At 60.6% G+C, this 24,812-nt stretch carries 20 protein-coding genes; 14 read left to right on the forward strand and 6 right to left on the reverse strand.

Annotation, left to right across the window (positions count from 1 at the left end):
• Window positions 1-336 precede the first annotated feature (336 nt).
• A complete protein-coding gene (locus ACO08A_RS22105; protein ID WP_422038082.1) occupies window positions 337-618 on the forward strand; it encodes a PepSY domain-containing protein in 282 nt (93 codons plus the stop codon).
• Between the two features lie 63 nt (window positions 619-681).
• Here ACO08A_RS22105 and ACO08A_RS22110 read toward each other — a convergent pair whose 3' ends face one another.
• On the reverse strand, window positions 682-1,161 hold the full coding sequence (locus ACO08A_RS22110) for an Lrp/AsnC family transcriptional regulator (RefSeq protein WP_306146014.1): 480 nt from the start codon (window positions 1,159-1,161) through the stop codon (window positions 682-684).
• 146 nt (window positions 1,162-1,307) lie between these two features.
• Between ACO08A_RS22110 and ACO08A_RS22115 the strand changes: the two genes are divergently transcribed.
• The gene (locus ACO08A_RS22115; RefSeq protein ID WP_422038083.1) at window positions 1,308-4,826 is read left to right on the forward strand and encodes an indolepyruvate ferredoxin oxidoreductase family protein; all 3,519 of its coding nucleotides are present in this window, start codon (window positions 1,308-1,310) and stop codon (window positions 4,824-4,826) included.
• 112 nt (window positions 4,827-4,938) lie between these two features.
• On the opposite strand, the gene ACO08A_RS22120 is transcribed toward ACO08A_RS22115, so the two are convergent.
• The gene (locus tag ACO08A_RS22120) at window positions 4,939-5,175 is read right to left on the reverse strand and encodes a hypothetical protein (RefSeq protein WP_422038084.1); all 237 of its coding nucleotides are present in this window, start codon (window positions 5,173-5,175) and stop codon (window positions 4,939-4,941) included.
• 508 nt (window positions 5,176-5,683) lie between these two features.
• Between ACO08A_RS22120 and ACO08A_RS22125 the strand changes: the two genes are divergently transcribed.
• The 7 genes from ACO08A_RS22125 (at window position 5,684) to metH (ending at window position 17,739) form a co-directional block, all read left to right on the forward strand.
• Entirely contained in the window at window positions 5,684-6,769 is a 1,086-nt protein-coding gene (locus tag ACO08A_RS22125; protein ID WP_422038086.1) for a DUF2336 domain-containing protein, read from the forward strand.
• A gap of 235 nt (window positions 6,770-7,004) precedes the next feature.
• On the forward strand, window positions 7,005-9,335 hold the full coding sequence (locus tag ACO08A_RS22130) for a mechanosensitive ion channel family protein (protein ID WP_422038087.1): 2,331 nt from the start codon (window positions 7,005-7,007) through the stop codon (window positions 9,333-9,335).
• 110 nt (window positions 9,336-9,445) lie between these two features.
• A complete protein-coding gene (locus tag ACO08A_RS22135; protein WP_422038088.1) occupies window positions 9,446-10,495 on the forward strand; it encodes a hypothetical protein in 1,050 nt (349 codons plus the stop codon).
• A gap of 22 nt (window positions 10,496-10,517) precedes the next feature.
• Entirely contained in the window at window positions 10,518-11,375 is an 858-nt protein-coding gene (locus ACO08A_RS22140; protein WP_422038089.1) for a hypothetical protein, read from the forward strand.
• A gap of 516 nt (window positions 11,376-11,891) precedes the next feature.
• On the forward strand, window positions 11,892-12,902 hold the full coding sequence (locus ACO08A_RS22145; protein ID WP_422038091.1) for an ArsR/SmtB family transcription factor: 1,011 nt from the start codon (window positions 11,892-11,894) through the stop codon (window positions 12,900-12,902).
• Window position 12,903: 1 nt separating this feature from the next.
• Window positions 12,904-13,815 (forward strand): methylenetetrahydrofolate reductase [NAD(P)H], encoded by a 912-nt coding sequence (metF, locus tag ACO08A_RS22150; protein ID WP_422038092.1) that lies wholly within the window; start codon window positions 12,904-12,906, stop codon window positions 13,813-13,815.
• 195 nt (window positions 13,816-14,010) lie between these two features.
• Entirely contained in the window at window positions 14,011-17,739 is a 3,729-nt protein-coding gene (metH, locus tag ACO08A_RS22155) for a methionine synthase (RefSeq protein WP_422038094.1), read from the forward strand.
• Window positions 17,740-18,228: 489 nt separating this feature from the next.
• Here the strand turns inward: metH and ACO08A_RS22160 are convergent, their stop codons facing one another.
• Window positions 18,229-18,870: a LysE family translocator gene (locus ACO08A_RS22160; protein ID WP_422038096.1), complete on the reverse strand. Its 642-nt coding sequence runs from the start codon at window positions 18,868-18,870 to the stop codon at window positions 18,229-18,231.
• A 105-nt stretch (window positions 18,871-18,975) separates the two neighbouring features.
• A complete protein-coding gene (locus tag ACO08A_RS22165; protein ID WP_422038097.1) occupies window positions 18,976-19,680 on the reverse strand; it encodes an ArsR/SmtB family transcription factor in 705 nt (234 codons plus the stop codon).
• 79 nt (window positions 19,681-19,759) lie between these two features.
• On the opposite strand from ACO08A_RS22165, the gene ACO08A_RS22170 reads away from it, so the two are divergent.
• The 4 genes from ACO08A_RS22170 to ACO08A_RS22185 are packed head-to-tail and all read left to right on the forward strand — an operon-like array spanning window position 19,760 to window position 21,779.
• Window positions 19,760-20,092, forward strand: a complete 333-nt coding sequence (locus tag ACO08A_RS22170; RefSeq protein ID WP_422038098.1) for an NIPSNAP family protein — start codon at window positions 19,760-19,762, stop codon at window positions 20,090-20,092.
• Window positions 20,089-20,433, forward strand: coding sequence for an antibiotic biosynthesis monooxygenase family protein (locus tag ACO08A_RS22175; protein ID WP_422038099.1), 345 nt, complete (start codon window positions 20,089-20,091; stop codon window positions 20,431-20,433). Before ACO08A_RS22170 ends, ACO08A_RS22175 begins: the two co-directional genes overlap by 4 nt.
• A gap of 10 nt (window positions 20,434-20,443) precedes the next feature.
• Window positions 20,444-21,355, forward strand: a complete 912-nt coding sequence (locus ACO08A_RS22180) for a DMT family transporter (protein ID WP_422038100.1) — start codon at window positions 20,444-20,446, stop codon at window positions 21,353-21,355.
• A 16-nt stretch (window positions 21,356-21,371) separates the two neighbouring features.
• On the forward strand, window positions 21,372-21,779 hold the full coding sequence (locus ACO08A_RS22185; protein WP_422038102.1) for a (R)-mandelonitrile lyase: 408 nt from the start codon (window positions 21,372-21,374) through the stop codon (window positions 21,777-21,779).
• An 11-nt stretch (window positions 21,780-21,790) separates the two neighbouring features.
• Here the strand turns inward: ACO08A_RS22185 and ACO08A_RS22190 are convergent, their stop codons facing one another.
• The gene (locus ACO08A_RS22190; protein ID WP_422038103.1) at window positions 21,791-22,027 is read right to left on the reverse strand and encodes a hypothetical protein; all 237 of its coding nucleotides are present in this window, start codon (window positions 22,025-22,027) and stop codon (window positions 21,791-21,793) included.
• 171 nt (window positions 22,028-22,198) lie between these two features.
• Between ACO08A_RS22190 and ACO08A_RS22195 the strand changes: the two genes are divergently transcribed.
• Entirely contained in the window at window positions 22,199-23,398 is a 1,200-nt protein-coding gene (locus ACO08A_RS22195; protein ID WP_422038104.1) for an alpha/beta fold hydrolase, read from the forward strand.
• A gap of 4 nt (window positions 23,399-23,402) precedes the next feature.
• Here ACO08A_RS22195 and ACO08A_RS22200 read toward each other — a convergent pair whose 3' ends face one another.
• Complete coding sequence (locus tag ACO08A_RS22200) at window positions 23,403-24,806, reverse strand: ATP-binding protein (protein ID WP_422038105.1); 1,404 nt, start codon at window positions 24,804-24,806, stop codon at window positions 23,403-23,405.
• Between the last annotated feature and the right edge of the window lie 6 nt (window positions 24,807-24,812).

Raw genomic sequence — 24,812 nt, forward strand, 5'->3', positions numbered from 1 at the left:
AGTAACCACCTGTTTCTCCATCTTTTTTCAACCTTTGACCACATGGAGTGCTGGTTCCCGGTCTTGCCGCACGTGCGGCAATCCGGGACGACAAATCGAAGAGACAATTCCGTATCGCGATTTGGCGGCGCATGGAATTAGTTCTCTTTCTCAGAGACATAAGTTCGAATGTATCTTTAGACCGGAGAGCAGTGGATCAGGATGCGGCTTCAAACGTGGTGATGCTGTCCCAAGTGTCCGGCCTTCATGGACTATCTTTAATTAGGCTGTGCGCGGGAGGCCCCCATCTTGAGGCTGTAGGCCGGCACGGTGCCGGTCCCAGTGAGGAGATCAGCCATGATCCATCTGAAAACACCCGGCGCGGCGAAAACCGGGCTGCTCGCCGCTGCGATGGCCATTGGGGCCTGCTTGCCCGCCTTCGCCCAGTTCGAGGTGGGTGACACTCTTGGGCACTCCGTTTCCGAGATTGCCGGTTCCCTGGAAGCAGGCGGCTACGAAATCTCGGAAATCGACGTTGAGCGGAACCGGATCGAGGTCGAGGCGACCCTTAAAGGAACCAAGTACGAGATCAAGGTGGACCCGCAATCCGGTCAGGTGATCAAGGTCGAACTGGACTGAAGCCGCCCTGACGGCAGCCGTTGCCTTGACGGCGGGACTCCGGTCGATGAGCCTTCAAAAGCGTCAGTTTTCCCTGAGCGGCAGCGCGACCGTGTCCTTGACCGTGTTCACCACAATGCGCGACTGCACGTCCGAAACCAGCGTGTTGTCGAGCAGTTTCAGGCGCAGGAAATTGTCATAGGTCTTGATGTCGTCCGTGACCACCTTGATGAGGTAGTCGACAGCGCCGGTGATGCGCTCGCAGGTCACGACTTCGGGCCAGTGATGCACGAGCTTGTCGAACGTGTCCATGTTGTCTCTGCTGGGCACTGCGAGCTTGACGAACGAATACGCCACGAATCCCAGCCCGACCGATTCCCGGTCCACGATCGCGGTGATCTGCCGGATGATTCCCTGTTCCTTGAGGCGCTTGATCCGCCGCCAGCAGGGCGTCTGGCTCATGCCTGCTTCCTTGGCAACCTCGGCTATCGAAAGGGATGCATCCCGTTGCAGGACTCGCAGGACGCGGATGTCGGAAGGGTCGAGAAGATTTTTATCGGTCATTGCTGTTTAGAGGAAATTTTGTGCGCTTTGAAGGATTGGAAGCGTAACGATAGCACAGAAATCACCCGAGAAAAGGATGATATTTATCTATAGATGGCGCGCGGACAGGCGCTGCCGCCCGAATTGACGTTTCAGGAGGACGCTGGATGAACGTTCATATGCCCACCGTGTCGCTGGAGGACAAGTATGTCGCAACGGATGGACAGGTCTACCTGACCGGCATTCAGGCGCTCGTGCGGCTTGCACTCGAACGCGCCGAACTGGATCGTCAGGCCGGTCTGAAGTCGGGTGGGTTCATCTCGGGCTACCGCGGTTCTCCCCTTGCCGGATACGACACGGAACTGATGCGCGCGCGCCGTCATCTCGACAGGTGCAACGTGGTGTTCAAACCCGGCGTCAACGAGGAACTCGGTGCGACGGCCGTCTGGGGCAGCCAGAAACTGCGCGGTGAGGGCGGTGTCGGCCGCCCGACCGACTATGACGGTGTGTTCGGCATCTGGTATGGAAAGGCGCCGGGCGTCGACCGCGCCGGGGACGCATTGCGCCAGGCAAATGCTTCCGGTACCGACCGCAATGGCGGCGTTCTTGCGCTTGCCGGTGACGACCATCTTGCCAAGTCGTCCATTCTTCCCGCACAAAGCGAGTTTTTCTTCGAGCACGCGGAGATCCCGGTGCTTAACCCGTCGGACATTCAGGATGTCCTGGATTATGGTCTTCACGGGATAGAAATGTCCCGTTTCACCAGCCTCTGGACCGCACTGATCTGCGTTGCGGATACAATGGACGCATCCGCCACCATCAATGTCGCACCCGACAGGCTGAGGCTTGTCCGTCCGCTGGAAGGCGATCCGCGCAAGGACTACCGCCAGAACCGGGACCTGCTTCTCGGCAACCGGCTGGAGACCGAGCGCCTGGTGCGCGACTTGAGGATTCCCGCGGCGCAGAATTATGTGCGCACCAATGGCCTCGATCGGGTGACATTCGGCACAAGGGGACAGGCAAAACTGGGTATCGTCGCTTCCGGCAAGGCCTACAGGGATCTGCTGCAGGCGCTCAATCTCATGGGCGTCAGCGAAGAGTTTGCAAAATCGATCGGGCTTGCAGTCTACAAGGTCGCGATGACCTGGCCGCTGGAGCCGCTGGGGTTGCGCGACTTCGCGCGCGGCACGGAGCGTCTCCTTGTCGTCGAGCACAAGCGTGCCTTCATGGAAACCCAGATCAAGGCAATCTCGTATCACTGGCCGGAAATGAGCCGCCCCGAAATCTGGGGCAAGCGCCGCCCGGACGGCGCGCCGTTCCTCTCCGACGTTCTGGAGCTGTCCGTCGCCGAACTGATCAAGGGGCTGATGGCCTGGCTGCCGCAGGAGGTCGTTTCCGAGGAAATGGGAGCGGTCGCCAACCGCATGACCAAACAGGTCATGTGGGCGCAGGGCCACGCGGAGCGCGCCGCGCGCATCCCGTATTTCTGCTCGGGCTGCCCCCACTCCACTTCGACAATGACACCCGAAGGGTCCCGCTCGATGCCGGGGATCGGCTGTCATGCCATGACCGAAATGGCCGGGCGTACCACCGAAGGCCAGATCGCCATGGGCGGCGAGGGCGTTCTGTGGGTCGGACAGCAGCCATTTTCCGGTGACAGCCACGTCTTTGCCAATGTCGGCGACGGAACCTATTTCCACTCCGGCATCCTGGCGATCCGCCAGGCGCTCGCCTCGAACGTGCCGATCACCTACAAGATCCTCTACAACGACGCGGTCGCCATGACCGGCGGCCAGCAGGTCGACGGTCAGCTCACCGTTCCGCAGATCACGCGGCAGCTCGAGGCGGAAGGCGTTGAGCGGATCGCCGTCGTCTCCGAGAATCCGGAGGCCTACGGCTCATGGACACCGGTTGCCGCCGGGACAAAAATTCACCATCGCGACGAACTCATGGACGTGCAGAAGGATCTTCAGTCCTTCAAGGGTGTTTCCGTCATCGTCTATGACCAGACCTGTGCCGCGGAAAAGCGGCGTCGGCGCAAGCGCGGCCTTTACCCGGACCCGGACAAGCGCCTTTTCATCAACGACCGCGTTTGCGAAGGCTGCGGCGACTGCTCGGTTCAGTCGAACTGCCTGTCCGTCGAACCGCTGCAGACACCTTTCGGCGAAAAGCGCGTAATCAACCAGTCGAGCTGCAACAAGGACTTTTCCTGCATCAAGGGTTTCTGTCCGTCTTTCGTGGAGATCGACGGTGCGGCGCTTCGCAAGCCGAAAAAGGCGGACGTGGACATCGAGGCAATGGTCGACGCCTTGCCCGAACCGGCCTTGCCGACGCTTGAGCGGACCCGGAATGCGCTGGTCGCCGGCATCGGCGGCATGGGTGTCACAACGATCAGCGCCGTCCTTGCCATGGCGGCCCATGTGGATGGCAAGCAGGCATCGACGCTCGACATGACCGGGCTTGCCCAGAAGGGCGGGCCCGTGACCTCGCATGTGCGCTTTGCCGCAAGCGACCGGTCGATCGAAGGTCCGCGCGTTCCAACCGCGAGCCTCGATCTTCTGATCGCGAGCGATCTGGTGGTCGCAACCAACGCGGACCAGCTCTCACTGGCTCAGCGAGGACACACGCTGACGGTCGCCAACACCAAGGTAGCGCCCACGGCGGAATTCGTGCTCAAGCAGACGCTGTCCTTCGATGAGCAACGCATGGACAAGGCGCTCCGGGAGGCTTCCGGCACGTATTTGGCAATGAATGCCGCGGAGATTGCCGAGAAGCTTCTTGGCGATGCGATCTTCGCCAACATGCTTTTGGTCGGCATGGCCTATCAGAGCGGTGCATTGCCGATATCGGGATATGCGATCGAAACCGCGCTCGAGCTGAACGGGGCCGCGGTTGCCAACAACGTTAAGGCCTTCCGCGCGGGGCGGGTGCTGGCGGCGGATCCGGAAAAGCTGCTGGGCGCGCTGCCGTCGCAGGAAATCCCCAGGACACTCAGCCTTGACGAAAAGATCGCGCTTCACGAGAACGAACTCACGCTTTACCAGGATGCGGCCTATGCCGCGACCTATCGGGACCTCGTTCAGGCTGTCAGGAACGCCGACGAGCAGAATGGTCCGGGCACCATGCGGCTGACACAGACGGTCGCCGACATGCTGTACAAGGTCATGGCCTACAAGGACGAATATGAGGTCGCGCGCCTTTATTCGGATGCGGATTTCCGGAAGAAGGTTCTCCAGCGCTTCGAAGATCCGAAGGCGATCAAGGTCCACCTGGCACCGCCGCTTCTGGCGAACCGGATCGACCCGAAAACGGGACGCCCTGAGAAGATTGCGTTCGGCCCGTGGATCTTCAAGGCGTTCAGGCTCCTGGCCAGGTTCAAGGGCCTGCGGGGCAGGTGGTACGATCCGTTCGGCAGAACGGCAGAAAGGCGCGCGGAGCGGGCGCTGATCGCGCAGTACCGGTCCGACATTGCTGAAATCCTGAACCGGCTGCCGTTCGTGAACTACGGATTGCTGGTGGAGCTTGCGCGTGTCCCGGAACTTGTCAAAGGGTTCGGTCCGGTCAAGGAAGCCAACCTGAACAAGGCGATGGACAAGCGGCGCGTCCTCATGGAGCAGTTGAACAAGACCGGCGACGGTGACGATCATCGCGACACGGCAGGCGAATTCCTGGAAGCTGCGGAGTAAGCGCGAATTTCACTCCGTTTCCCGGCGGGGGCGTTCCGCACCCGCTGGAGCGGCCCCGAAGACCGGGGTGCGCTGGGGGCGACAAGCCCGCCCTGGGTGCAGCGCAGGCCCGTCAGTACCACAGACCGGTATCGACGCGTTTCCGTTCGCGGCGCAATTGCTCGCGGGTGCTCGTTTCTCCGTCAGGGAGCACATCCTTCAGGAGTTCCGTCGGAATTTTCTTGAGAGACCGCCGCTGCCGCCGCCTTTCCAGCCAGTTCCTTAAAAGCCGCAGGATCAGAGGAAGGTTCGCGCTTATCGCGGCGTTTCGGGCCCTTTGCGGTTCCGGAACGGGGTTCACCTTGGGCATCGAGTCCTCCTATATTAAGAAAGAAATTTCTTTTTTAATCTAGGAGAGCGTCTTGATCCGATCAATAAAAAAAGATAAATTTTTTAAATTCATTTTGTGCCGAAATCACCTGATTGCTTAAGGCCTGACGGTGGCGGGTCGATCGACTGCTTCGCCGGTAAATGGCAGCCATTGCCAAAACTGCGGAGATGACCGGCTTTCGTTAATTTTCCGCGCGTTGGGCCTTTCTCAAACGGTCTCATATTCGCAGGTGCAGCATCTTTTTTTCGATCGAATTTACAATTTTTTTCCTCTTTCATATGAGGTGAAATTTGATCGAAAAGAATCCGATGATCTATACCTTTCAATAATTTATGGGGGGTTTGGGCAATGAAAATCGAATTTTCGGTAAATTTGTCAAAAAGACAGTTACATTCTGTTCAAACCTGTTGGTTTCTTCTTTAATTCTCCAAATCATCTTCGATATCAGAGCCCTGACAGGCGTTTGTGCAAGAATTGGTATCGAAGCATGAGTGAAGCGTTGAAAACAGAACTGGTGAACTTTTCGGAGCTTACTGGCGAAGCAGGAAACGCCCGCAAGGCGGAACTGGCCAAACATGTCGCCGCGCTGTTCGCGTTGACATCGGAACGCTGCTCCGACGAACAGGTCGGAATATATGACAGCGTGCTGCTGCGTCTGGTGGATATGGTGGAAGGTGAGGTCCGCCGCTATGTAGCCGAGCAGATGTCGGGCCTGAAACGGGGACCGCGCGACACGATCCGCCGCCTGGCGGACGACGAGATCTCGATCGCCGAACCGATCCTTGTCCGCTCAACCGTTCTCGACGACGAAGACCTGATCAAGATTGCGGAGAAGCGCGGCAACTCGCATTGTCTCGCGATCGCGCAACGCGAGGTGCTTTCGGTCGGCGTCACCGACATACTGGTTCAGCAGGGCGATCTGAAGGTGAAGCGCAAGGTTGCCGGCAACGATGGCGCCAGCCTGTCGGATGCGTCCATGAAGTCTCTCATCAATGATGCCGCATCGGACGCAACCCTTCAGAATTTCCTCAGTGAACGCGGCGATCTAGCCGAAGCGCATATCGCCGATCTGGTTGCGATAGCAAGCGAAGAGGTCCGTAAAAAGCTTCACGACGCCGGACGTAGCGCCGAGGCCGAACGGGTGGGCGAGGCCGCCGACATTGCCGCACAGCACATGTCGAACCAGTATTGGCTCGGAAAATACGACTTCAAGACAGCCAGGGCGCGGGTGTTGCTGCTTGCGAAGCGCGGGATGGTGAACGAAGCGGCGTTGCGCCGGTTCTGCTCCGAGGACCGGTTCGCGGAAGCGGTGGCGACGCTTGCGTTCATGATGCGTGTCGAAGTCGAGGAACTCAGCCACTGCATGGTGAGCCCCAATCCGGAACCGTTCATCGTCCTGGCGAAGAGCTTCGGGTTTTCGTCCATTTCCGTCAGCGGGCTGTTATCCATCGGTCCGTGGCGGCACCGGCTCACGCCGGAAGTGCGTGTGGCCGCGATGTCGCTGTTCAGCCGCATGACGGTTTCCGAAGCCAAGCGGAAAATGGCGCATTGGGACAAGAAGGTCGTCGCCTGAGACCAGCTCCCGACCGCATCACGAAAAGCCCGGCAGAACGGCCGGGCTTTTTTTGCGCGAATTCCCCTGCGCGTTTTGACGATTCTTTAAAATCAGCCGGAACCGTGCTTAACAGGGGCGGGGGACTAAACGCGACTCGCATGGGGCTCAAATGCAAAAGAACAAAATCCCACTTCATCAGAGTGTTTTTCGGCTGATCATGATGCGCGCGGCGATTTGCCTTGCAGCGGCTTTGATGGTCCTTTCCACCGGCTTGCACCAAGGTGCGACATCAGCGCAGGCTCAGGGAATAACCGGTGTTGTCACGGGTATTGCATCGGGCAGCGACGACACCAAAGACGGGACGGATACGGCAGACACCGCCGAAGCCGGCGCACAGAAGACCTCCGAGGAGCCGCCGGTCGAGGCACAGGAGGCCGGCCTGGTGGAGAACGTCGACGAGTTCGTCGATCACGCGGTGTCCGCGCGGGACGTGTTCCGGACAATCCTGGGAGAGATACCCGACATTCACGAGACGATGCTCTCCACCTTGCGCGCCGAAGGCGAAGGTCTGGGGTTGAGCTGGATACCGACGGCCCTTGTCGATATCGCCGCCGGCGTCATTTTCGGCGTGCTTGCCATGACGCTTCTGGCCCGCTGGGGCCGGCGCCAGTTCATGGGCATGTACCGGGAGGATGTCTACAGCCGGTCGGACAAGATCATTTATCTGTACTTGCGTGCCTTGCTGATGCTCGTCGGTGTCGCGTTGTTCTTCGGTGTGGCAGTCGTTGTCTACCTGATGGTCGGATCGGGGCTTCAGGCGGCCAACCAGACGGCGCTGGTGGTGTTCAGCGTCATCTCGGCCTTCGCGGTTCTGCGCATCATCTTCCTCAACGTGCTTGTGCCGGACGCCGACAGCCACCGGCTTTTGCACCTGACGAGCGCGGAGGCCGGCAGTCTCTACAGGTCCCTGGTCGTCGGTGGTGCCGTCTCCCTGTTCGCGGTCGGCTTCTGCCTCTGGATGGAGCGACTCGGGCTTTCGCGGGACGCCCACAAAATCGCGCTGATCGCAGCGTCGGCGCTTTCGATGATTATCCTGATCGGTATTTCCGTCGCCTATCGGAAGGTGATTGCCCGGCTGATCCGGGGCGAGGCGGAAAACGAGGCCCCGATGTGGCGGAAAGTGCTGGCGAATGTCTGGCATTTCGTCGCCGTGATCTATTTCCTCATCGCGTGGGGCATTTCCGCGGTCCGCATCCTTCTCGACCTTCCCGACGCGACCGGCCTGGTCGGCGCACCGCTGCAGGTGATGCTCCTGGCGGCAATCGTCTACGGTCTCCTGGTTCTGGTCATCGACAAGCTGCTGCTGCCGCGCCTCGACACCGCCGATGCACAGGCGAAAATCGCCGAGGACATTCAGCGGGCGGACGAAAGCGAAGGCCATCAGGAAGACGCGGAAAGCGCTTTGGCGCAGGCACGGGCCGAAGCCGCGGAGCGTGAGGCGCAGCGGTCTCCTTTCCGCGATCTCTTCGACAAGGGCGCGGTGATCATCGTTCTCTTCGGATCCGTCGATCTGCTTGCATCCTGGTGGGGCCTTCCGCTTGCGGGAAGCAGTTCGCTGATCGGGTCCTTCGTGGAAGTGCTGCTGGTCACCTTCCTCGGTTACATGGCCTACGAGTCGGTCAAGATCGTCATCGACCGCCAGATCGCCAAGGAAGCGCCGGCGGAAGAAGACGAGGAGGTCGAAGTCGGCGGAGCGGGCGAAAGCCGGATCGCAACGCTGCTGCCGATCTTCCGGAACTTCCTGCTCATCACAATCGTCGTCATCGGCGCGATGGTGGTGCTGTCGGAACTCGGGGTGAACATTGCGCCCCTGTTCGCCGGTGCAGGTGTGGTCGGTCTTGCGATCGGCTTCGGTGCGCAAACCCTGATCAGGGATATTTTCTCCGGTGCCTTCTACCTGCTCGACGATGCGTTCCGGAAAGGGGAGTACATCGATATCGGCAGTGCGAAGGGCGTGGTCGAGAAGATCTCCATCCGCTCGATGCAGTTGCGGCATCACCGCGGTGCCCTGACAACGATACCCTTTGGCGAGATCCAGCAGGTGGAGAACTTCTCGAGAGACTGGGCGGTGATGAAACTAGCCTTCCGGGTCACCTACGACACCGATGTCGAAAAGATGCGCAAGCTGATCAAGAATTTCGGCAAGGAGCTGTTGCAGGACGAATACTACGGACCGATGTTCCTGGCGCCGCTGAAGTCCCAGGGCATCATGTCGATGGAAGACAGCGCGATGATCGCGCGCGTGAAGTTCACGACAAAACCAGGCAAGCAGTTCGAGTTGCGCAAGATCGTTTACGCCGGCCTACGTGACATGTTCGAGCAGAACGGCATCAAGTTCGCGCATCGCCAGGTCACCGTGAGGGTTGCGGGCGAGAAAGGCGCGGATGGAGAAGAGGGCGCAGTGACGCCGGACGGAGCGAAGGCCGCCGTGCAGGCCGCCATCCAGGCGGCGGCGGCCGGCGGCGCTGCGGGTATCTTCGACCCGGACGAGGGCGGCAGCGACGGCAGCGCGGATCAGCTCTAGCCGGCACTGATCCGGCCGATATCAGGGGGCTGGGCAGAATGTTCGGCAAATTCATGGACCTTGCCTGTTAAATCCGATATCGGTCCCGCAACTTGAGAAGCGGGACCGGAATGCGGATTGGATTTCATGCGGGCGCCATAAACGAGCGCGGGATGAGCGTGGCGCTCTATGACTATGCCCGAGGCTGTCAGGACATTCTGGGCCATGAAGCCTTGGTGTATTTCAGCGAACCGCACAGCGATGCAGCGGTCGTCGACAAATACCGGGAAACGCTGCAGCTGATCCCGCTTCCGCGCGGCCGGGACCAGCGCCGGTTCAGCGAGCCGCACAAACTCGACTTCTGCTATTTCATCCGTGACGGGCGCAAACAGCTGTTGGGCTTGAGTGCGGAGCGGACCGGCGTGCATTCGGTCTTCAGGCATTTCGAGCCGCACGGGGATGTCTATGCGTATGTTTCCGACTGGCTTTCCGACTGGATGACAGGCGGGCAGGCGCCGGCCGTGCCACACCTTGTCAGCCTGCCGGAGGTCCAGGGAAATCTACGCCCGGACCTTGGCATCCCAAGGGACGCGTTCGTTGTCGGACGCTACGGCGGGTTCGACCAGTTCAACATTCCCTTTGCGCTGACTGCCGTTGCCGAGGCGCTCGAACGGCGTTCGAACCTGCACTTTCTGTTCGTCAACACGGAAAAGTTCCTGGACCATCCCAGGGCACATTTCCTGCCGCCCGTCATAAGCCCTGCCGAGAAAGCACGCTTCATCAACAGTTGTGACGCCGGCCTCAACGCCAAGAAGATCGGCGAAAGCTTCGGGCTCGCCATCGTCGAGTTCCTGCATTTCGGAAAGCCCGTATTCAGCTGGGCCGGAGGCATGGACCAGAACCATGTTCACCTGACGCCGGAGCGGACCTGGAACTACCGCACGAAGCGGGATCTGCTGCGGCTTCTCACCGAGTATGTTCCCGATCCGGCTGACAGTGACCTCGCCAGAAACTCGGTCGAGTGCTACAGGCCGGAACCCGTGATGAAGCGCTTTGAAAACGCATTTCTGTCGGGAACGTATTCAGCGCGGGACCTGCACCTGTCGGAGGCCTTCAAGGCAAAGCGGCTGGTGCAGGAAAAGCTCTTGAGGGCGAAATTCAGGCTCTGGAAAAGCCTCTAGGTAAAGACCGGACGACTTGGTGATGATGCTCTACGACTGTTTTGTCTTTCACAATGAATTCGATCTCCTGGAGATCCGGCTGCGGGAAATGGGCGATCGGGTCGACCGGTTCGTTCTGGTTGAAGCGGACCAGACCCAGCGCGGATCTCCCAAGCCCTTTTACTTTGACGAAAACAGGGACCGGTTTTCCGCATGGAAAGACAAGATCATTGATCTTCAGGTCCGCTTTCCGGATGAATTGCCGCCTGCACTCGGGGTCTACAAGAACAGACGCAAGAAGGACTGGGAGCGCGAAAACTATCAGCGCAACTGCATCGCCGAGGCGCTGGAAAGCTGCAGCCCGGAGGATCTGATCCTGCTGTCGGATGTCGACGAGATCATTCGCGCATCGGTGCTTGAAAGGGTCCTGTCGCAGCGTCTTTACCGGGGCCGGCTACTGGTGTTCGAACAGGGTCTTTACAAGCACCATCTGAACCGGATCATGCCGGGCAGGACATGGTTGCTCGGTTCGCGCATGATCGAAAGGAAATACCTGACAACGCCGCAGCAGCTTCGCCGGACCAAGGCGCGCATGACCAAGAAGTCCTACGTTCCGGATTTCCTGGCGCAGCCTCTCCTGAGGGTACGTAACAACAATCTCAGCGGCATCAGCCGGCCGGTGAAGATCATACCGGACGCGGGGTGGCACTTCTCATCGATGGGCGGCCTTGAGGCTTTTCGTACCAAGCTGGAGTCCGTCGTTCACGGCCAGACGGTCGACACGAGCGACATCCAGAAGCTCTATGACCGCGAACTTGTCGGCACGGAGCTCATTCCGCCGGAAGATCTTCCCATTTGTGTGCGCGACGGCAGGTTCGATCACATGCTAGCGCAGACCTGACCTGAATGTTGCCCGTCCTCGACCGGGCGGATCACGTCAGCTGCCTCAGGCCGGATGGTGTTGCGATTTCGGCTCTTACCTTCAACCCGGGTTCTTGGACGACATACAGCAGGCGATCGATCGATAGCCGTTCTCGGAGCGCGGTCGCCTTCTCCGGTTCAGGATACTCAAGCGTGATGGACAAGAGGTCCGCGCTGAGAACGGGGATGTGGTCAAGCTTGAACGTGCGCGAATATCTTCGTTGAGAGCCGGGCACGCAGAGCGGATGGAGGTCTTGCCGCAATCGTCCGACGTTGACGGACGGGAGCGGCCGGGCGCGACGTTTGCCGAAACTGACCGGGCATGCAATCCGCATTGCGCTTCTCAGAGCCGGTCCAAAAACAAGGAAAACGGCGCATCTCGTCGAAAACCGACAAAACCATGTCGCATTTGGTTCTCTGACTTGCATCCCGGTTCAGAATGATATAAAGATATCTTTATATCGACATTGATGCCTGCAAGGTACGAAGCAACCGAATGACAGACGATGCAACCCTTTCCGTGGAAGACACACTCGCAGCCGTGCGTGCTGTGGGGGAGGCGACCCGGCTGCGCCTGATCGCGTTGCTCGCGGAGAGCGAGCTGACCGTGAAAGACGCAACGGCGATCCTCGGTCAGAGCCAGCCGCGTATTTCCAGGCACCTGAAACTTCTTGCCGAAGCCGATCTCATTCAAAGGTTCCCGGAAGGGGCGTGGGTCTATTACCGCCTCGCGGACGGTCCGGAGGGGCAACTTGCCCGGGGCCTGGTCGAACGCATTTCGAAGGAAGATCCGGTGCTGGCCGCTGATCAGGAGCGCTTCAAGGCAATCCGCAAGGCGAAGGCCGAAGAAGCCGCGTCCTACTTTGCCGCACGCGCGCTCACCTGGGACCGGGAACGGTCGCTCCACGTGTCCGAGGATGATGTCGAGGCGGCGATGCGCTCGGCGCTCGGCGACACACCGTTTCAATCCTTTCTCGACCTTGGAACCGGCACGGGCCGCCTGCTGGAGGTTTTTTCGGACCAGTACAGCTCGGCGCTGGGGATCGATGCCTCCCATGACATGCTTGCCGTGGCACGCGCCAATCTCGCGCGGGCAAATCTGACAAACGCGCAAGTGCGCCATGGCGATGTCTACGCGCTGAACGTTCCGCCCCGATCCTTTGACGTTGTCGCGATCCACCAGGTCCTTCATTTCCTTGATGAGCCCGCGCGCGCGCTCACCGAAGCGACCCGGGCGCTGCGTCCTGGGGGGCGCCTGCTGATCGTGGACTTTGCACCCCATGCGCTTGAATTCCTGCGCGAAAACCACGCACATCGCCGGCTGGGCTTCGCCCACGACCAGATGGAGCGCTGGCTGGAAGAACTTGAACTTGATCTGGAGCAGGTCACCGACCTCGTTCCGGGAGACGATACCGAAAACAACCTTACCGTTACGCTTTGGCTTGCCCGTGATCGCCGCGTCGTCACCGATTGGCCCGCGCGCGATACGTCCCGAGAGGTCGCCTGACATGACTGATTTTTCCGCCCGACGTTCCCACCAGGCTGCCCCGACGCCGATCACGGCGTCTTTCGAGTTCTTTCCGCCCAAGTCCGACAAGATGGCCGAAACGCTATGGAGCACGGTCAAGCGCCTGGAAACGCTCAACCCGTCCTTTGTCTCGGTGACCTATGGTGCCGGTGGTTCCACGCGTGAGCGGACACACAAGACGGTTGAGCGGATCCTGACCGAAACCGACCTGCTGCCGGCGGCGCACCTGACCTGTGTCGGGGCCTCCCGGACGGAAGTCGACGAGATTGTCCGGGACTACTGGAACCTCGGCGTACGTCACCTGGTTGCGTTGCGCGGCGACCCGCTGGAGGGGATCGGAACGCGCTATTCGCCGCACAACAACGGCTACGCTTATGCGTCGGACCTGGTTGCCGGCATCAAGAAAATCGCCGATTTCGACATTTCGGTCTCCGGCTATCCGGAAAAGCACCCGGAAAGCGGCAGCTGGCAGAGCGAGATCGACAATCTGAAACGCAAGGTGGATGCCGGTGCGGACCGGATCATCACGCAGTATTTCTTCGACAACGACCTGTTCGACGATTACCTCGACCGGATCGCGGCCGCCGGGATCAACATTCCGGTCGTGCCGGGCATTCTGCCGATCCACAATTTCGAACAGACCATGGTCTTCTCCGCCAAGTGCGGCACCAGCATTCCGCAATGGCTCGCGCGCCGCTTCGCCGGACTGCACAACGACCCGGAAACGCGCAAACTGGTCGGGGTGTCCATCGCCTGCGAACAGGTCATGGACCTTGTCGACCGCGGCATCAACGACTTCCATTTCTACACCATGAACCGGGCCGACTTGACTTACGCGATCTGCCACATGCTCGGCATGGGACAGGACGCGCCGGAAAACATGGCAGCCTGATTGGTGACAGCCCTTCGATCCCGGCCCGGTTTCCGGGAAGGGACGAGGGCCGGGAACCCCCGTGCAACCCCGGCCGCATCCGGGCGCTGGTCCTGACAAGCACCGGCTGACCGCTGCAAACAACGTGAATTTTGAAGCGCTTTTGAAGAAAAGCCGCTGACCGGTCCAATCCGGACCTTTTGGAAGGAAGAACCCGTGATCAAGTCCGACGCCTTCGAGCGCCTTCGTGACCTCGCCAAGACCCGTATTCTCGTGCTTGACGGCGCAATGGGGACCGAAATCCAGGACCTGAAACTCGACGAGGCAGGCTATCGCGGAGAGCGGTTCGCTGATTGGCCGAGCGACGTGAAGGGCAACAACGATCTTCTGAGCCTGACCCAGCCGGACGCGATCCGCAAAATTCATGTCGACTATCTGAGTGCCGGGGCGGACATCATCGAGACCAACACGTTTTCCTCGACGACGATCGCGCAGGCCGACTACGGCATGGAAGAGCTTGCCTACGAGCTCAACCTCGAAAGTGCGCGGCTTGCGCGGGAAGCCTGCGATCAGGTCATGAAGTCCGATACGGATCGCCAGTGTTTCGTCGCCGGTGCGCTTGGCCCGACCAACCGGACGGCGTCGATTTCCCCGGATGTCAACAATCCCGGCTACCGCGCGGTGTCGTTCGACGACCTCAGGATCTCTTATGCAGACGCGGTGCGCGGTCTTATCAAAGGCGGCGCGGACATCCTTCTGGTGGAGACCATCTTCGATACGCTCAACGCGAAGGCGGCGCTGTTTGCCATTGACGAAGTGTTCGAGGAAACCGGCACGATCCTGCCGGTGATGATTTCCGGAACGATTACCGACCTATCGGGCCGAACGCTCTCGGGACAGACGCCTGAGGCCTTCTGGAATTCGGTTCGTCACACCGCACCGCTTACCGTCGGTCTCAACTGTGCGCTGGGCGCGAAGGAGATGCGGGCGCATGTGGACGAGCTCGGCCGTGTTGCCGATACGCTCGTGTGCGCCTATCCGAATGCGGGCCTTCCCAACGAATTCGGTGAATATGACGAGAGCCCGGAGCACATGGCAGGCCTGATCGAGGAGTTTGCCGCCGCCGGTCTCGTCAATGTGGTTGGCGGCTGCTGCGGCACCACACCCGCCCATATCAAGGCCATTGCGGATGCGGTTGCGGACAAGAAACCCCGTCTGATCCCGGAGATCGACCGGCACATGCGGCTGTCTGGCCTGGAGCCGTTCGTGCTCACCAAGGAAACCAATTTCGTCAACATCGGCGAGCGGACCAATGTCACCGGTTCCGCCCGGTTCCGCCGCCTGATCAAGGAAGGCGACTACGCAACCGCGCTGGATGTTGCGCGGCAACAGGTCGAAAACGGCGCCCAGATCATCGATGTGAACATGGATGAGGGCCTGCTCGACTCCGAGGAGGCCATGGTGACCTTCCTCAACCTGGTTGCCGCCGAGCCGGACATCGCCCGCGTTCCCGTCATGATCGACAGCTCCAAATGGAGCGTCATCGAGGCTGGCCTCAAGTGCATCCAGGGCAAGGGCGTGGTCAACTCCATTTCGCTGAAAGAGGGGGAGGACGCCTTCATCGAGCAGGCGCGCCTGATCCGCCGCTATGGCGCAGCCGTCGTGGTGATGGCGTTCGACGAGACGGGGCAGGCGGACACGCAGGCGCGCAAGACGGAAATCTGCGCCCGGTCCTACAAGGTGCTGACAGAACAGGTCGGCTTTCCGCCGGAAGACATCATCTTCGATCCGAACATTTTTGCGGTGGCAACCGGCATCGAAGAGCACAACAACTATGGCGTCGACTTCATCGAGGCGACGGGATGGATCCGCGAGAACCTGCCGCATGCGCATGTATCGGGCGGTGTCTCGAACCTCTCCTTCTCGTTCCGCGGCAACGAGGCGGTGCGCGAGGCGATGCACTCCGTGTTCCTCTACCATGCCATTCAGCGCGGCATGGACATGGCCATCGTCAATGCCGGTCAGCTCGCGGTCTACAACGACCTTGACGCCGATCTGCGCGAGCATTGCGAAGACGTGGTGCTGAACCGGCGCGACGACGCGACCGACAGGATGCTGGATGCCGCCGAGCGCTGGAAAGGCGAGGGTGGCAAGAGGAAGGAAGCCGACCTGACCTGGCGCGGCTGGGGCGTTGTCAAGCGTCTCGAGCATGCACTTGTCCACGGGATCGACGATTTCGTCGTTGAAGACACGGAAGAGGCCCGTCAGGCGTTCGACCGGCCGCTCCACGTGATCGAAGGGCCGCTGATGGATGGCATGAACGTGGTGGGAGACCTGTTCGGGTCCGGCCAGATGTTCCTGCCGCAGGTGGTCAAGTCGGCGCGTGTCATGAAGAAGGCGGTCGCCTATCTGATGCCCTTCATGGAAAAGGAAAAGCAGGAGCTCGGGCTGACAGGCCAGTCGTCGGCCGGCAAGATCCTGATGGCGACAGTCAAAGGCGATGTGCATGACATCGGCAAGAACATTGTCGGCGTCGTGCTCCAGTGCAACAACTTCGAGGTGATCGATCTCGGAGTTATGGTTCCGGCCGCGAAAATCCTGGAAACCGCGAAGGCGGAAAAGGTCGACATGATCGGACTGAGCGGGCTGATCACGCCGTCTCTCGACGAGATGTGTCATGTTGCGGCGGAACTTGAGCGGGAGAACCTGGACCTGCCGCTGCTTATCGGCGGGGCGACGACCTCCAAGATCCACACGGCGGTGAAGATCCACCCGAATTATGAGCGCGGTCAGGCCATCTATGTCACCGATGCAGGCCGCGCCGTCGGTGTTGCCACCAAGCTGATGAGCGAGGGCGGACGGGAACCCTATTTTGCCGATGTGCGCGCCGAATATGTCGACATCGCGGAAAAGCACGCCGCAAGCCGTGGAAACCAGCAACGGACCTCAATCGTGAAAGCGCGTGAAAACGCGTTCCAATGTGATTTTGCCGGCAAGCCGCCTGTTGCCCCGAAAAAGCCCGGTCAGACGGTCTTTGATGATTTTCCGCTCGAGGACCTGGTGCCGGTGATCGACTGGACACCGTTCTTCGCGACATGGGAAATCAAGGGACGGTTCCCGGGTGTTCTGACGGACAACAGATACGGTCCGGCCGCGAAGGCACTCTATGACGATGCCCGCCGCATGCTGGATGAGATTGTCGAGAAGAAGCTGCTGACCGCGCGCGGTGTTGCCGCTCTCTGGCCGGCCAACGCGGTGGGGGACGACATTCGTCTTTTCGCCGACGAGAGCCGCACCGGGGAACTTGCCACGTTCCATACGCTGCGCCAGCAGATGGCGCGCAGTGCCGGCGGGCGCGCGAACGTTGCGCTCAGCGATTTCGTCGCGCCGCTGGACAGCGGTGTTCAGGACTGGGTCGGCGGGTTTGCAGTCACCTCGGGCCATGGCGAAGATGAACTCGCAGCCCGTTACGCACGGGAAAGCGACGACTACAACAAGATCCTGTCCCAGGCGCTTGCAGACCGGCTCGCCGAAGCGTTTGCCGAGAAGCTGCACGAGATCGTTCGCAAGGACCTTTGGGGGTACGCCGCCGATGAAACCCTCAGCACCGATGACATCATCGCGGAGAAGTATCACGGCATCCGTCCCGCCCCCGGGTATCCGGCGCAGCCGGACCATACGGAAAAGGACACCCTGTTCCGTCTTCTCGATGCCGAGCGCCTCACCGGCATCCAGCTGACCGAAAGCAGGGCGATGCTGCCGGGCTCGTCCGTATCCGGTCTTTATTTCGCGCATGCCGACAGTCACTATTTCGGTGTCGGCAAGATCGAGAGGGACCAGGTCGAAGACTACGCGGCCCGCAAGGGTTGGGACGTTGCGCTTGCTGAACGCTGGCTCGCGCCGATTCTCAACTACGAACCGGCGCGCATGGTCGCCGCAGAGTAGAAGACCGCCGAAAACGGCCAGGAACTTTGCAACCTCCTGTGGTTCATCCACAGGAGGTGAACTTTTTTGTCGAACGAATTGAGCGTTTTAGGAACCTTATTTGCAGTTTCTTGAATAATGCACACAGTGCGCTCTTGCTATGTGCACGCAGTGCGCTACCATTGAGTGTATCCACGGGTTTCGAACATGGAAGAATCCTGAAAACGAGAACAAATGACTGTGCACGTAGCCAGGGCGATCCTGGTCAGGCACCGCCGGGACGACAACCGGAACCGCCTTGCTTGTTCTGCAAGAGGCCGTTCCGGATCCGACGGAAAGCGTAACCCAAGTTTCAGGAGCCGGTGCGCGTCTCCTGAAGCCGGGCCAATCCCGAAATGGCCCCAATAAAGAAGACAAAATCGGAACCCGGGCGCTGCTTTGCCCCTGGCGCCCGCCCACCTTATAAAAAACCCGGCGAATGCCGGGTTTTTTGTCATCCGGCCAGAAGGTTCAGGTGCGGCTGAAGATCAGTTTCGCTCCGGCGAAGGCAAAGAAGCAGCCGAGTCCCGTCTGGATGGATCGCCTGGCCTTTGAGTAGGTCCTGATCGCGGCGGGACTGGAAAAGAGGATGGCATACAAGACGTGGATGAGCAGCGACAATGCGAAGGTTCCAGCGATGATGACGGCGCCGACCCAAAGGGGTGCCTGCTGTTGCATGCCGAGCGAGACAATCGCGATCCAGGCAAGGGCCGCCTTCGGATTGGTCATCTGTATGACGTATCCCCGCAGAGCATAGCCTGACCGGCTGATCCGCTCTCCTTCCATTTGATCCGCGGCAATGACGCCGTCGGTGCCTGCGGCCTTGAACGACTTGTAGGCAAGCCAGAGCAGATAGCATCCGCCGGCGATCTTGATGGCGGTGAGCGCCGACGCGTAAGTGGCGAGCACTGCCGACAGTCCGAGAACCGTGAGCGTTGCCCAGGTCAACGATCCGAATGCGACACCGGAGGCGAGGGCAACGCCTTCCCTGCGTCCGGCACTCAAGGATGTGCCCATGACCGCAAGAATGTTCGGCCCCGGACTGATGATCCCGAGAAGGAACGCCGAATAGGCGAGCAAAATTCCCGGCAAATATGTTGAAACCTGTTCCATTCAGAGCCCCCTTGGTGTTGCGACAGCGCAGCATAAAGGGAACTTCGGGGCCTATGCTTCGGCCGTGGTCGAACAATGGCCGATGCCGGCAGACTGATGCTGTTCCTAACTCTGCAGGGGGCCTTCAACGGGAAACAGGTGGCGCAACTCCGCGTCGCCCTTCGGGGAGATGTGGACGGTGCGTCCTGATTTCGCCCGGCGCACCCAGCCATTCTGCTGAAAGCGATCCAGCAACGCGGCACCGAGTGATCCGGCCAGGTGGTTCCGCCTTTCGCTCCAGTCAAGACACGCCCGGCAAAGCGGCCGGCGCGCGGATTTCAACGCGGTCAGGTCGATCCCGGCGTCGCAGATGAATGTCTCACCGCTCTCTGTCAGGCCAAGTCCACCCTTGTCGGCGGTGACCTCCAGAAAACCGCGGGCCTGCATGCTGTCGAATATGCGCACGGCCATGTCCCCGGCAAGGTGATCGTAGCAGACGCGCGCCGCGCGCATTTCAGGGTCCCTAGGCCCCGTGCGTACGCGCAGGTGTCCCTTGCGGGCCGCCAGACCCATGACCGCTTCCAGGACCGAGGCCACCTCGGGTCCCGCGAGCTTGTAGTACCGGTGCCGGCCCTGCTTCGCCTGTGCCAGAAGGCCGCCTTCGACCAGCTTCTTCAAATGAGAACTTGCGGTCTGCCCGGTTATTCCGGCCTCGCCCGCCAGTTCGGTGGCGGTGAGTGCCTTGCCGCTCAGGAGTGCGCCAAGGATGTTGGCCCGCGCCGGGTCTCCGATGAGGGAGCCTATGCGGGCGATGTCCGGTCCGTCTTTCATGGTTCGATCTCCGTCGAAGCATTGATGTCACGAAAGATGGCACAAAGTGCCTGACAGGCCAACCGGAAAGGACAATAGAATGATCACATGCTTCATCCGCTATCACATCGACCCGACGAAGAGATCGGCGTTCGAGGAATATGCGCGCAACTGGGGGCAGGCGATTCCCCGCTGCGGTGCCAATCTCGTCGGATATTTTGCGCCTCACGAAGGATCGACGACCCTGGCTTACGGCGTTTATTCGATTGACAGTCTTGCGGCCTACGAGGCCTACCGGGAACGGCTTGCGGCAGACCCTCTCGGACAAATGAACTATGCGTTTGCGCAAAAGGAAAAATTCATCTTGCGGGAAGACCGCACCTTTCTGAAACTGGCGTCCGCCCCGCATGGAACAGGAGTGAGGTCCGAATGATTGCCGTCATTTTCGAAGTGATTCCGCATGCCGACAATAAACAGAACTATCTGGACATGGCCGCCAAGATGCGGCCTCTCGTGGAACAGATCGACGGTTTTCTGTCGGTGGAACGCTTCCAGAGCCTGACCGATCCGGACAAACTTCTTTCCATCTCCTTTTTCCGCGACGAGGAGGCGCTCAACGCGTGGCGCCGGCTGACAGGGCACAGGCAGGCCCAGCAGGCCGGCCGAACGAGCTACTTCCGCGATTATCGTCTGCGTGTCGCCCATGTTCTGCGGGACTACGGCATGGAGGATCGTGATGAAGCCCCGGAAGACAGCCGCGCGTTGCACGGCTGACGCTTTCTTCATGGCGAACCGCACTTTCGACTACGCGCTGCTCGGGCTTCTCGCGCTCTTGTGGGGATCCTCCTACATGTGGATCGGCCTGGCGCTGGACACGATCCCGCCGGCGACGCTGATGGCGCTGCGCGTCACGCTGGCCTCCGCGATCCTTTTGTTGGTCATGGCCCTTCGAGGCATTCGGCTGCCCGTTGACGGCAGAAGCTGGCGGCTGTTCTTCGTCCAGTCCCTGCTGAATGGCACCGGGCCATGGCTGCTGCTTGCCTGGGGTCAGCAATATGCCGGAACCGCCGTTTCCAGCGTGCTCAATTCCACGTCGCCGCTCTGGGTTTTCGCGATCTCCTTCTTCCTTCTGAAACGGTCCCAACCCGTCGGCGGGCGTCAGCTTGCCGGTGCGCTGCTCGGGTTTTGCGGCGTTGTCCTGATCATTGGCGTCGGTGCGCTACGGGATCTCGGACAGAACCTGTTACCCCAGCTTGCCGTTTTCCTGAGCGCTGCGCTCTACGGCGTCGCCGCGCTGCGCGGCCAGCTTTTCAAGGGGATACCGCCGATCGTTCCGGCCACGGGAATGCTGATCTGCTCCTCGATTGTCCTCGTGCCGCTGAGCCTTGTCACCGAGGCGCCATGGACGTTGCAGCCGGGCGTCACCGGCTGGACGTCCGCCATCACTCTCGGAACAGTCTGCACGGCCCTGGCGTTCCTGATCTATTTCCGCCTACTGGTGACGCTGGGCGCGATGGGGACGGCAAGCCAGGCCTATCTCCGCGCCGGGGTCGGCGTTCTTCTGGGCGTGGTGTTCCTGTCGGAAAGACTGGATGCGGAAACGCTGGCCGGGATATGCCTTGCCATCTCAGGTGTTGTTCTGATCAACTGGCCCGGAAGCGGGCGGGCTTCAAAACCCTTGAAGAAGACGACCTAACGGGCGAGGTGGATTGATGAGTTTTCTGACCGTCTACAAGGCCGGTTCCCGGCCGAGCAAGCGCGCGAGTTCCGATTATTTCACCGGCACGGTCTGGCAGGAGCCGGTCATCGAAGCGCCTGCTCCGGCGCGGGTGAGGGCGCTGAAGGTCACATTCGAACCGGGCGCGCGCACCAACTGGCACACGCACCCGCTCGGGCAGACGCTTCAGGTTCTGGACGGGGCCGGCTTCGTCCAGCTGTGGGGCCAGGACAAGCTGCCGATCCTTCCGGGCGACGTTGTCTGGATCCCGCCGGATGTGAAGCACTGGCACGGCGCGGGCCCGCAAACCGCGCTGGTCCATCTGGCCATCCAGGAAGGCCTTGATGGCGCGGTGGCGGACTGGCTCGAGCCGGTGGACGAGGCGACGTATGCCAAGTCCTAGCGCCACGACGTTCAAACAGCCGGGAGAGCGGCAGGTTCGCCTTTGCGCTCTTCAATCGGAGATCCGCTGCGGAGAGCCGATCCAAAGATGAGGGTCAGCTTGCGCAGTGCGGCGCGCAGCAATTCACCGAGCAAGCCGCACACGCTGAACGCATCCGCACTGCGGATCTGTCTGGCGCGCCTGTCGTAATAGGCAAGGTCTATCGCTCCGTTTTCCAAGGTCCGGTACTGGCTTGTCTGTTCGCTCATGGTCTTGCTCCTTGATCAGATGAAGAGAGCATGCGTGAGCGGGACGATGGCTGCTTGAAGAGAACCTTTAGAACACCTTGTGTTTTCCTTGATTTTCGACCCGGCAAATTGCACCGGATATGCACTTCCAGTACTGTTCCATGGCTTGAACACCGCCGCTGGGGGGACTGCGTGCGCTACGAATTTGCAGATTGCGTCCTGGACACGGAAAGCTATCAGCTTCAGAGACTTGGAACGGAAGTTCCGGTCGAGCCGCAGGTGTTCGAACTCTTGTGTCTGCTTGCCGAAAATGCCGGAAAACTTGTTTCGAAAGACGCGCTCATTGAGCGCGTGTGGAACGGCAGGATCGTTTCGGAGGCCACGATCAGCGCCCGGATCAACGCGGCGAGAACCGCCGTCGGAGACAACGGCAAGACACAGGCGGTCATTCGCACCGTGCAGCGCCGGGGGCTGGAACTGGTTGCCCCGGTCAGCACAAATACGTCAATCCAGACGCCCTCCGGCAACCCGACTGCAAAACGCGTGCAGACCATTCATTTCGCGCAGTCGGAGGACGGCACCTCGATTGCCTATGCGCGATCGGGTGCAGGACCTGCCGTCGTCAGGGCCGGGCACTTTCTGACCCATCTGGAGAAGGACTGGTGCAGCCCGGTCTGGGGCCCCTATCTCCAGGAACTCAGCGCCCGCTATCGCCTCGTGCGCTACGATCAAAGGGGCACCGGACTGTCGGATGCCGTGCTGAAGGGAACGGAGATCCATAACTATGTGGCCGATCTCAAGGCGGTCGTTGACGCTGCGGGCCTGGAAACTTTCCCTCTCATCGCTGCGTCGCAGGGTGTGCCCATTTCAATCGTCTTTGCTGCCACTTATCCCGAGCGGGTCAGCCGGCTCATTCTGTATGGTGGTTTCGTACAGGGGCGTTCGCGGCGCGATCATCAATATGCAAGCGAGGAAGCCAATGCGCTGATGGCGCTGATCCGTTCCGGGTGGGGAAAACCCGACAGCCCCTTCATGGTTGCCTTCACATCCGTCTTTTGTCCGGGGGCCTCCAAGGAGGAGATGGACAACATGGTCGAGATCCAGCTTGCTTCCACGTCAGCAGAAAATGCAGCCGCAATCAGGACCGCCTTCGACCAGTTCGACGTTTCCGATTACCTGCCGCAGGTAAAGGTGCCGACCCTGATCATTCACGCAAGTGCCGATGCCGTTCATCCGGTCTCTCAGGGCCGGTTGCTTGCCTCCGGGATCGCCGGGGCGGAATTTCTTCAGGTCGAGAGCAACAATCATGTTTATCTGCCCTCGGATCCGGCCTGGCGGCAGATCGTCGATGCGCAGGTGGAATTTCTGGAACGGGACAAACCCAAGACATAGATCGCTACCGTGTCGGCAGCCTTACCTCGGCGACGAGACCCGCGTCCCGGCCGTTCTGCAGGGTGACCGTGCCGCCGTGCGCATGAATGATGGAGCGTGATATGGCGAGGCCGAGGCCGATGCCGCCGGTTTCCTCGCTCCGGGATTCCTCCAGCCGTACAAACGGTTCGAACACGTCCTTCAGCCGGTCCTCGGGGATGCCGGGGCCGCTATCGGAAACCCGGATGATGACTTCGCCGTCCCGTATCCGTGCAGCGATGGAGACCCCGCCGCCGTAGCGGATGCCGTTCTCGATCAGGTTGCGCAGGGCCCGCTTGAGGGCGACAGGCCGGCAACTGAGCTTGATCGGCTGATCGAGCGTCACGCTGCAAACATGGCCGAGATCCTGCTGGTCGCCGGCAAGGCTCTCCAGCATCGCGCCGAGATCCGTTTCCTCCGCGCCTTCGGCATGGGCTTCATCCCTTGCAAAGCGAAGCGTCGCCTCGGTCATCGCAGCCATTTCGTCGAGGGTCTCGATCATCTTCTCACGGTTTTCGTCGTCGTCGATGAACTCGGCCCTGATCCGGAGCGAGGTGATCGGCGTCCTGAGGTCATGGCTGATCGCGGCCAGCATGCGCGTGCGGTCCTTGACGAACCGGGTCAGCCTGTCCTGCATGTCATTGAAGGAAGACGTCAGCGCCCGGACTTCACGCGGGCCGCTTGGATCGAGCGGTTCCAGTTCCTCGCCACGGCCGAATTTCTCGGCGGATGCGGACAGGGTCTTGAGCGGCTTCGTGACCCTGCGCACCGCGAAGCCGATGATCAGCACGGTCAGGACGGAAGTGATCCCGAGCTGGACCAGCAGGGGGATGTAGGCGCCCGGGGGCGGGCGGTAACTCGTTGCGACATTCAGCCAGCGCCCATCGGTCATCTGGATGGACAGCGACAGGTCTTCCGGCTTGTTCATGATCTTGCGGAGGTTGTGGGGACGCTCCCGCTTGGGAACGGACCGCCAGCTTGCCGCGTCCTGATCGCCGTCCCGGTCCCGCCGGGCCTTGGGGCCCCGCTTTTCGTCGGCGAGAATGTTGAGATGAACCGTCTGACCATGATGCAGGCGGCTGGACAGGTATCCCTGCAGGCGCTTTTCGAAACCGGAGGTGCCGGGGGCAGGTGCAAGCGGGGTATCGCCGAGCCAGAAGACCGCAAAGCGGCTGCTGCTGGCTTCCAGAATGCGATCCTGCAGGCCGGGCGGGGTATCTTCCAGCAATTCGGCGACCGATACGGACCGGGCCAGCAGGTTGTCTCTCGCAGCCGCGACCAGGGCAATGCGGCGCTCGTCATGGAAGATCAGGATGCTCAGCGCCTGCGCCGCAAAGATTGCGGCGAGGAGCAGCAGAATCAGCTGCGAGGCCAGGGACTTCGGCCACATCGCTTG

Source organism: Roseibium sp. (genome assembly GCF_965232425.1).
In the GTDB taxonomy this organism is placed as follows: domain Bacteria; phylum Pseudomonadota; class Alphaproteobacteria; order Rhizobiales; family Stappiaceae; genus Roseibium.

Excerpts from the sequence above, each read along its gene's own strand:
- ACO08A_RS22170 (WP_422038098.1), top strand. The coding sequence starts at position 19,760 with ATGATCACATGCTTCATCCGCTATCACATCGACCCGACGAAGAGATCG.
- ACO08A_RS22115 (WP_422038083.1), top strand. The coding sequence starts at position 1,308 with ATGAACGTTCATATGCCCACCGTGTCGCTGGAGGACAAGTATGTCGCA.
- ACO08A_RS22160 (WP_422038096.1), bottom strand. The coding sequence starts at position 18,870 with ATGGAACAGGTTTCAACATATTTGCCGGGAATTTTGCTCGCCTATTCG.
- ACO08A_RS22135 (WP_422038088.1), top strand. The coding sequence starts at position 9,446 with ATGCGGATTGGATTTCATGCGGGCGCCATAAACGAGCGCGGGATGAGC.
- ACO08A_RS22110 (WP_306146014.1), bottom strand. The coding sequence starts at position 1,161 with ATGACCGATAAAAATCTTCTCGACCCTTCCGACATCCGCGTCCTGCGA.
- ACO08A_RS22200 (WP_422038105.1), bottom strand. The coding sequence starts at position 24,806 with ATGTGGCCGAAGTCCCTGGCCTCGCAGCTGATTCTGCTGCTCCTCGCC.
- ACO08A_RS22165 (WP_422038097.1), bottom strand. The coding sequence starts at position 19,680 with ATGAAAGACGGACCGGACATCGCCCGCATAGGCTCCCTCATCGGAGAC.
- ACO08A_RS22120 (WP_422038084.1), bottom strand. The coding sequence starts at position 5,175 with ATGCCCAAGGTGAACCCCGTTCCGGAACCGCAAAGGGCCCGAAACGCC.
- ACO08A_RS22140 (WP_422038089.1), top strand. The coding sequence starts at position 10,518 with ATGATGCTCTACGACTGTTTTGTCTTTCACAATGAATTCGATCTCCTG.
- metF (WP_422038092.1), top strand. The coding sequence starts at position 12,904 with ATGACTGATTTTTCCGCCCGACGTTCCCACCAGGCTGCCCCGACGCCG.
- ACO08A_RS22175 (WP_422038099.1), top strand. The coding sequence starts at position 20,089 with ATGATTGCCGTCATTTTCGAAGTGATTCCGCATGCCGACAATAAACAG.
- ACO08A_RS22130 (WP_422038087.1), top strand. The coding sequence starts at position 7,005 with ATGGTCCTTTCCACCGGCTTGCACCAAGGTGCGACATCAGCGCAGGCT.
- ACO08A_RS22125 (WP_422038086.1), top strand. The coding sequence starts at position 5,684 with ATGAGTGAAGCGTTGAAAACAGAACTGGTGAACTTTTCGGAGCTTACT.
- ACO08A_RS22105 (WP_422038082.1), top strand. The coding sequence starts at position 337 with ATGATCCATCTGAAAACACCCGGCGCGGCGAAAACCGGGCTGCTCGCC.
- ACO08A_RS22180 (WP_422038100.1), top strand. The coding sequence starts at position 20,444 with ATGGCGAACCGCACTTTCGACTACGCGCTGCTCGGGCTTCTCGCGCTC.
- ACO08A_RS22185 (WP_422038102.1), top strand. The coding sequence starts at position 21,372 with ATGAGTTTTCTGACCGTCTACAAGGCCGGTTCCCGGCCGAGCAAGCGC.
- ACO08A_RS22145 (WP_422038091.1), top strand. The coding sequence starts at position 11,892 with ATGACAGACGATGCAACCCTTTCCGTGGAAGACACACTCGCAGCCGTG.
- ACO08A_RS22190 (WP_422038103.1), bottom strand. The coding sequence starts at position 22,027 with ATGAGCGAACAGACAAGCCAGTACCGGACCTTGGAAAACGGAGCGATA.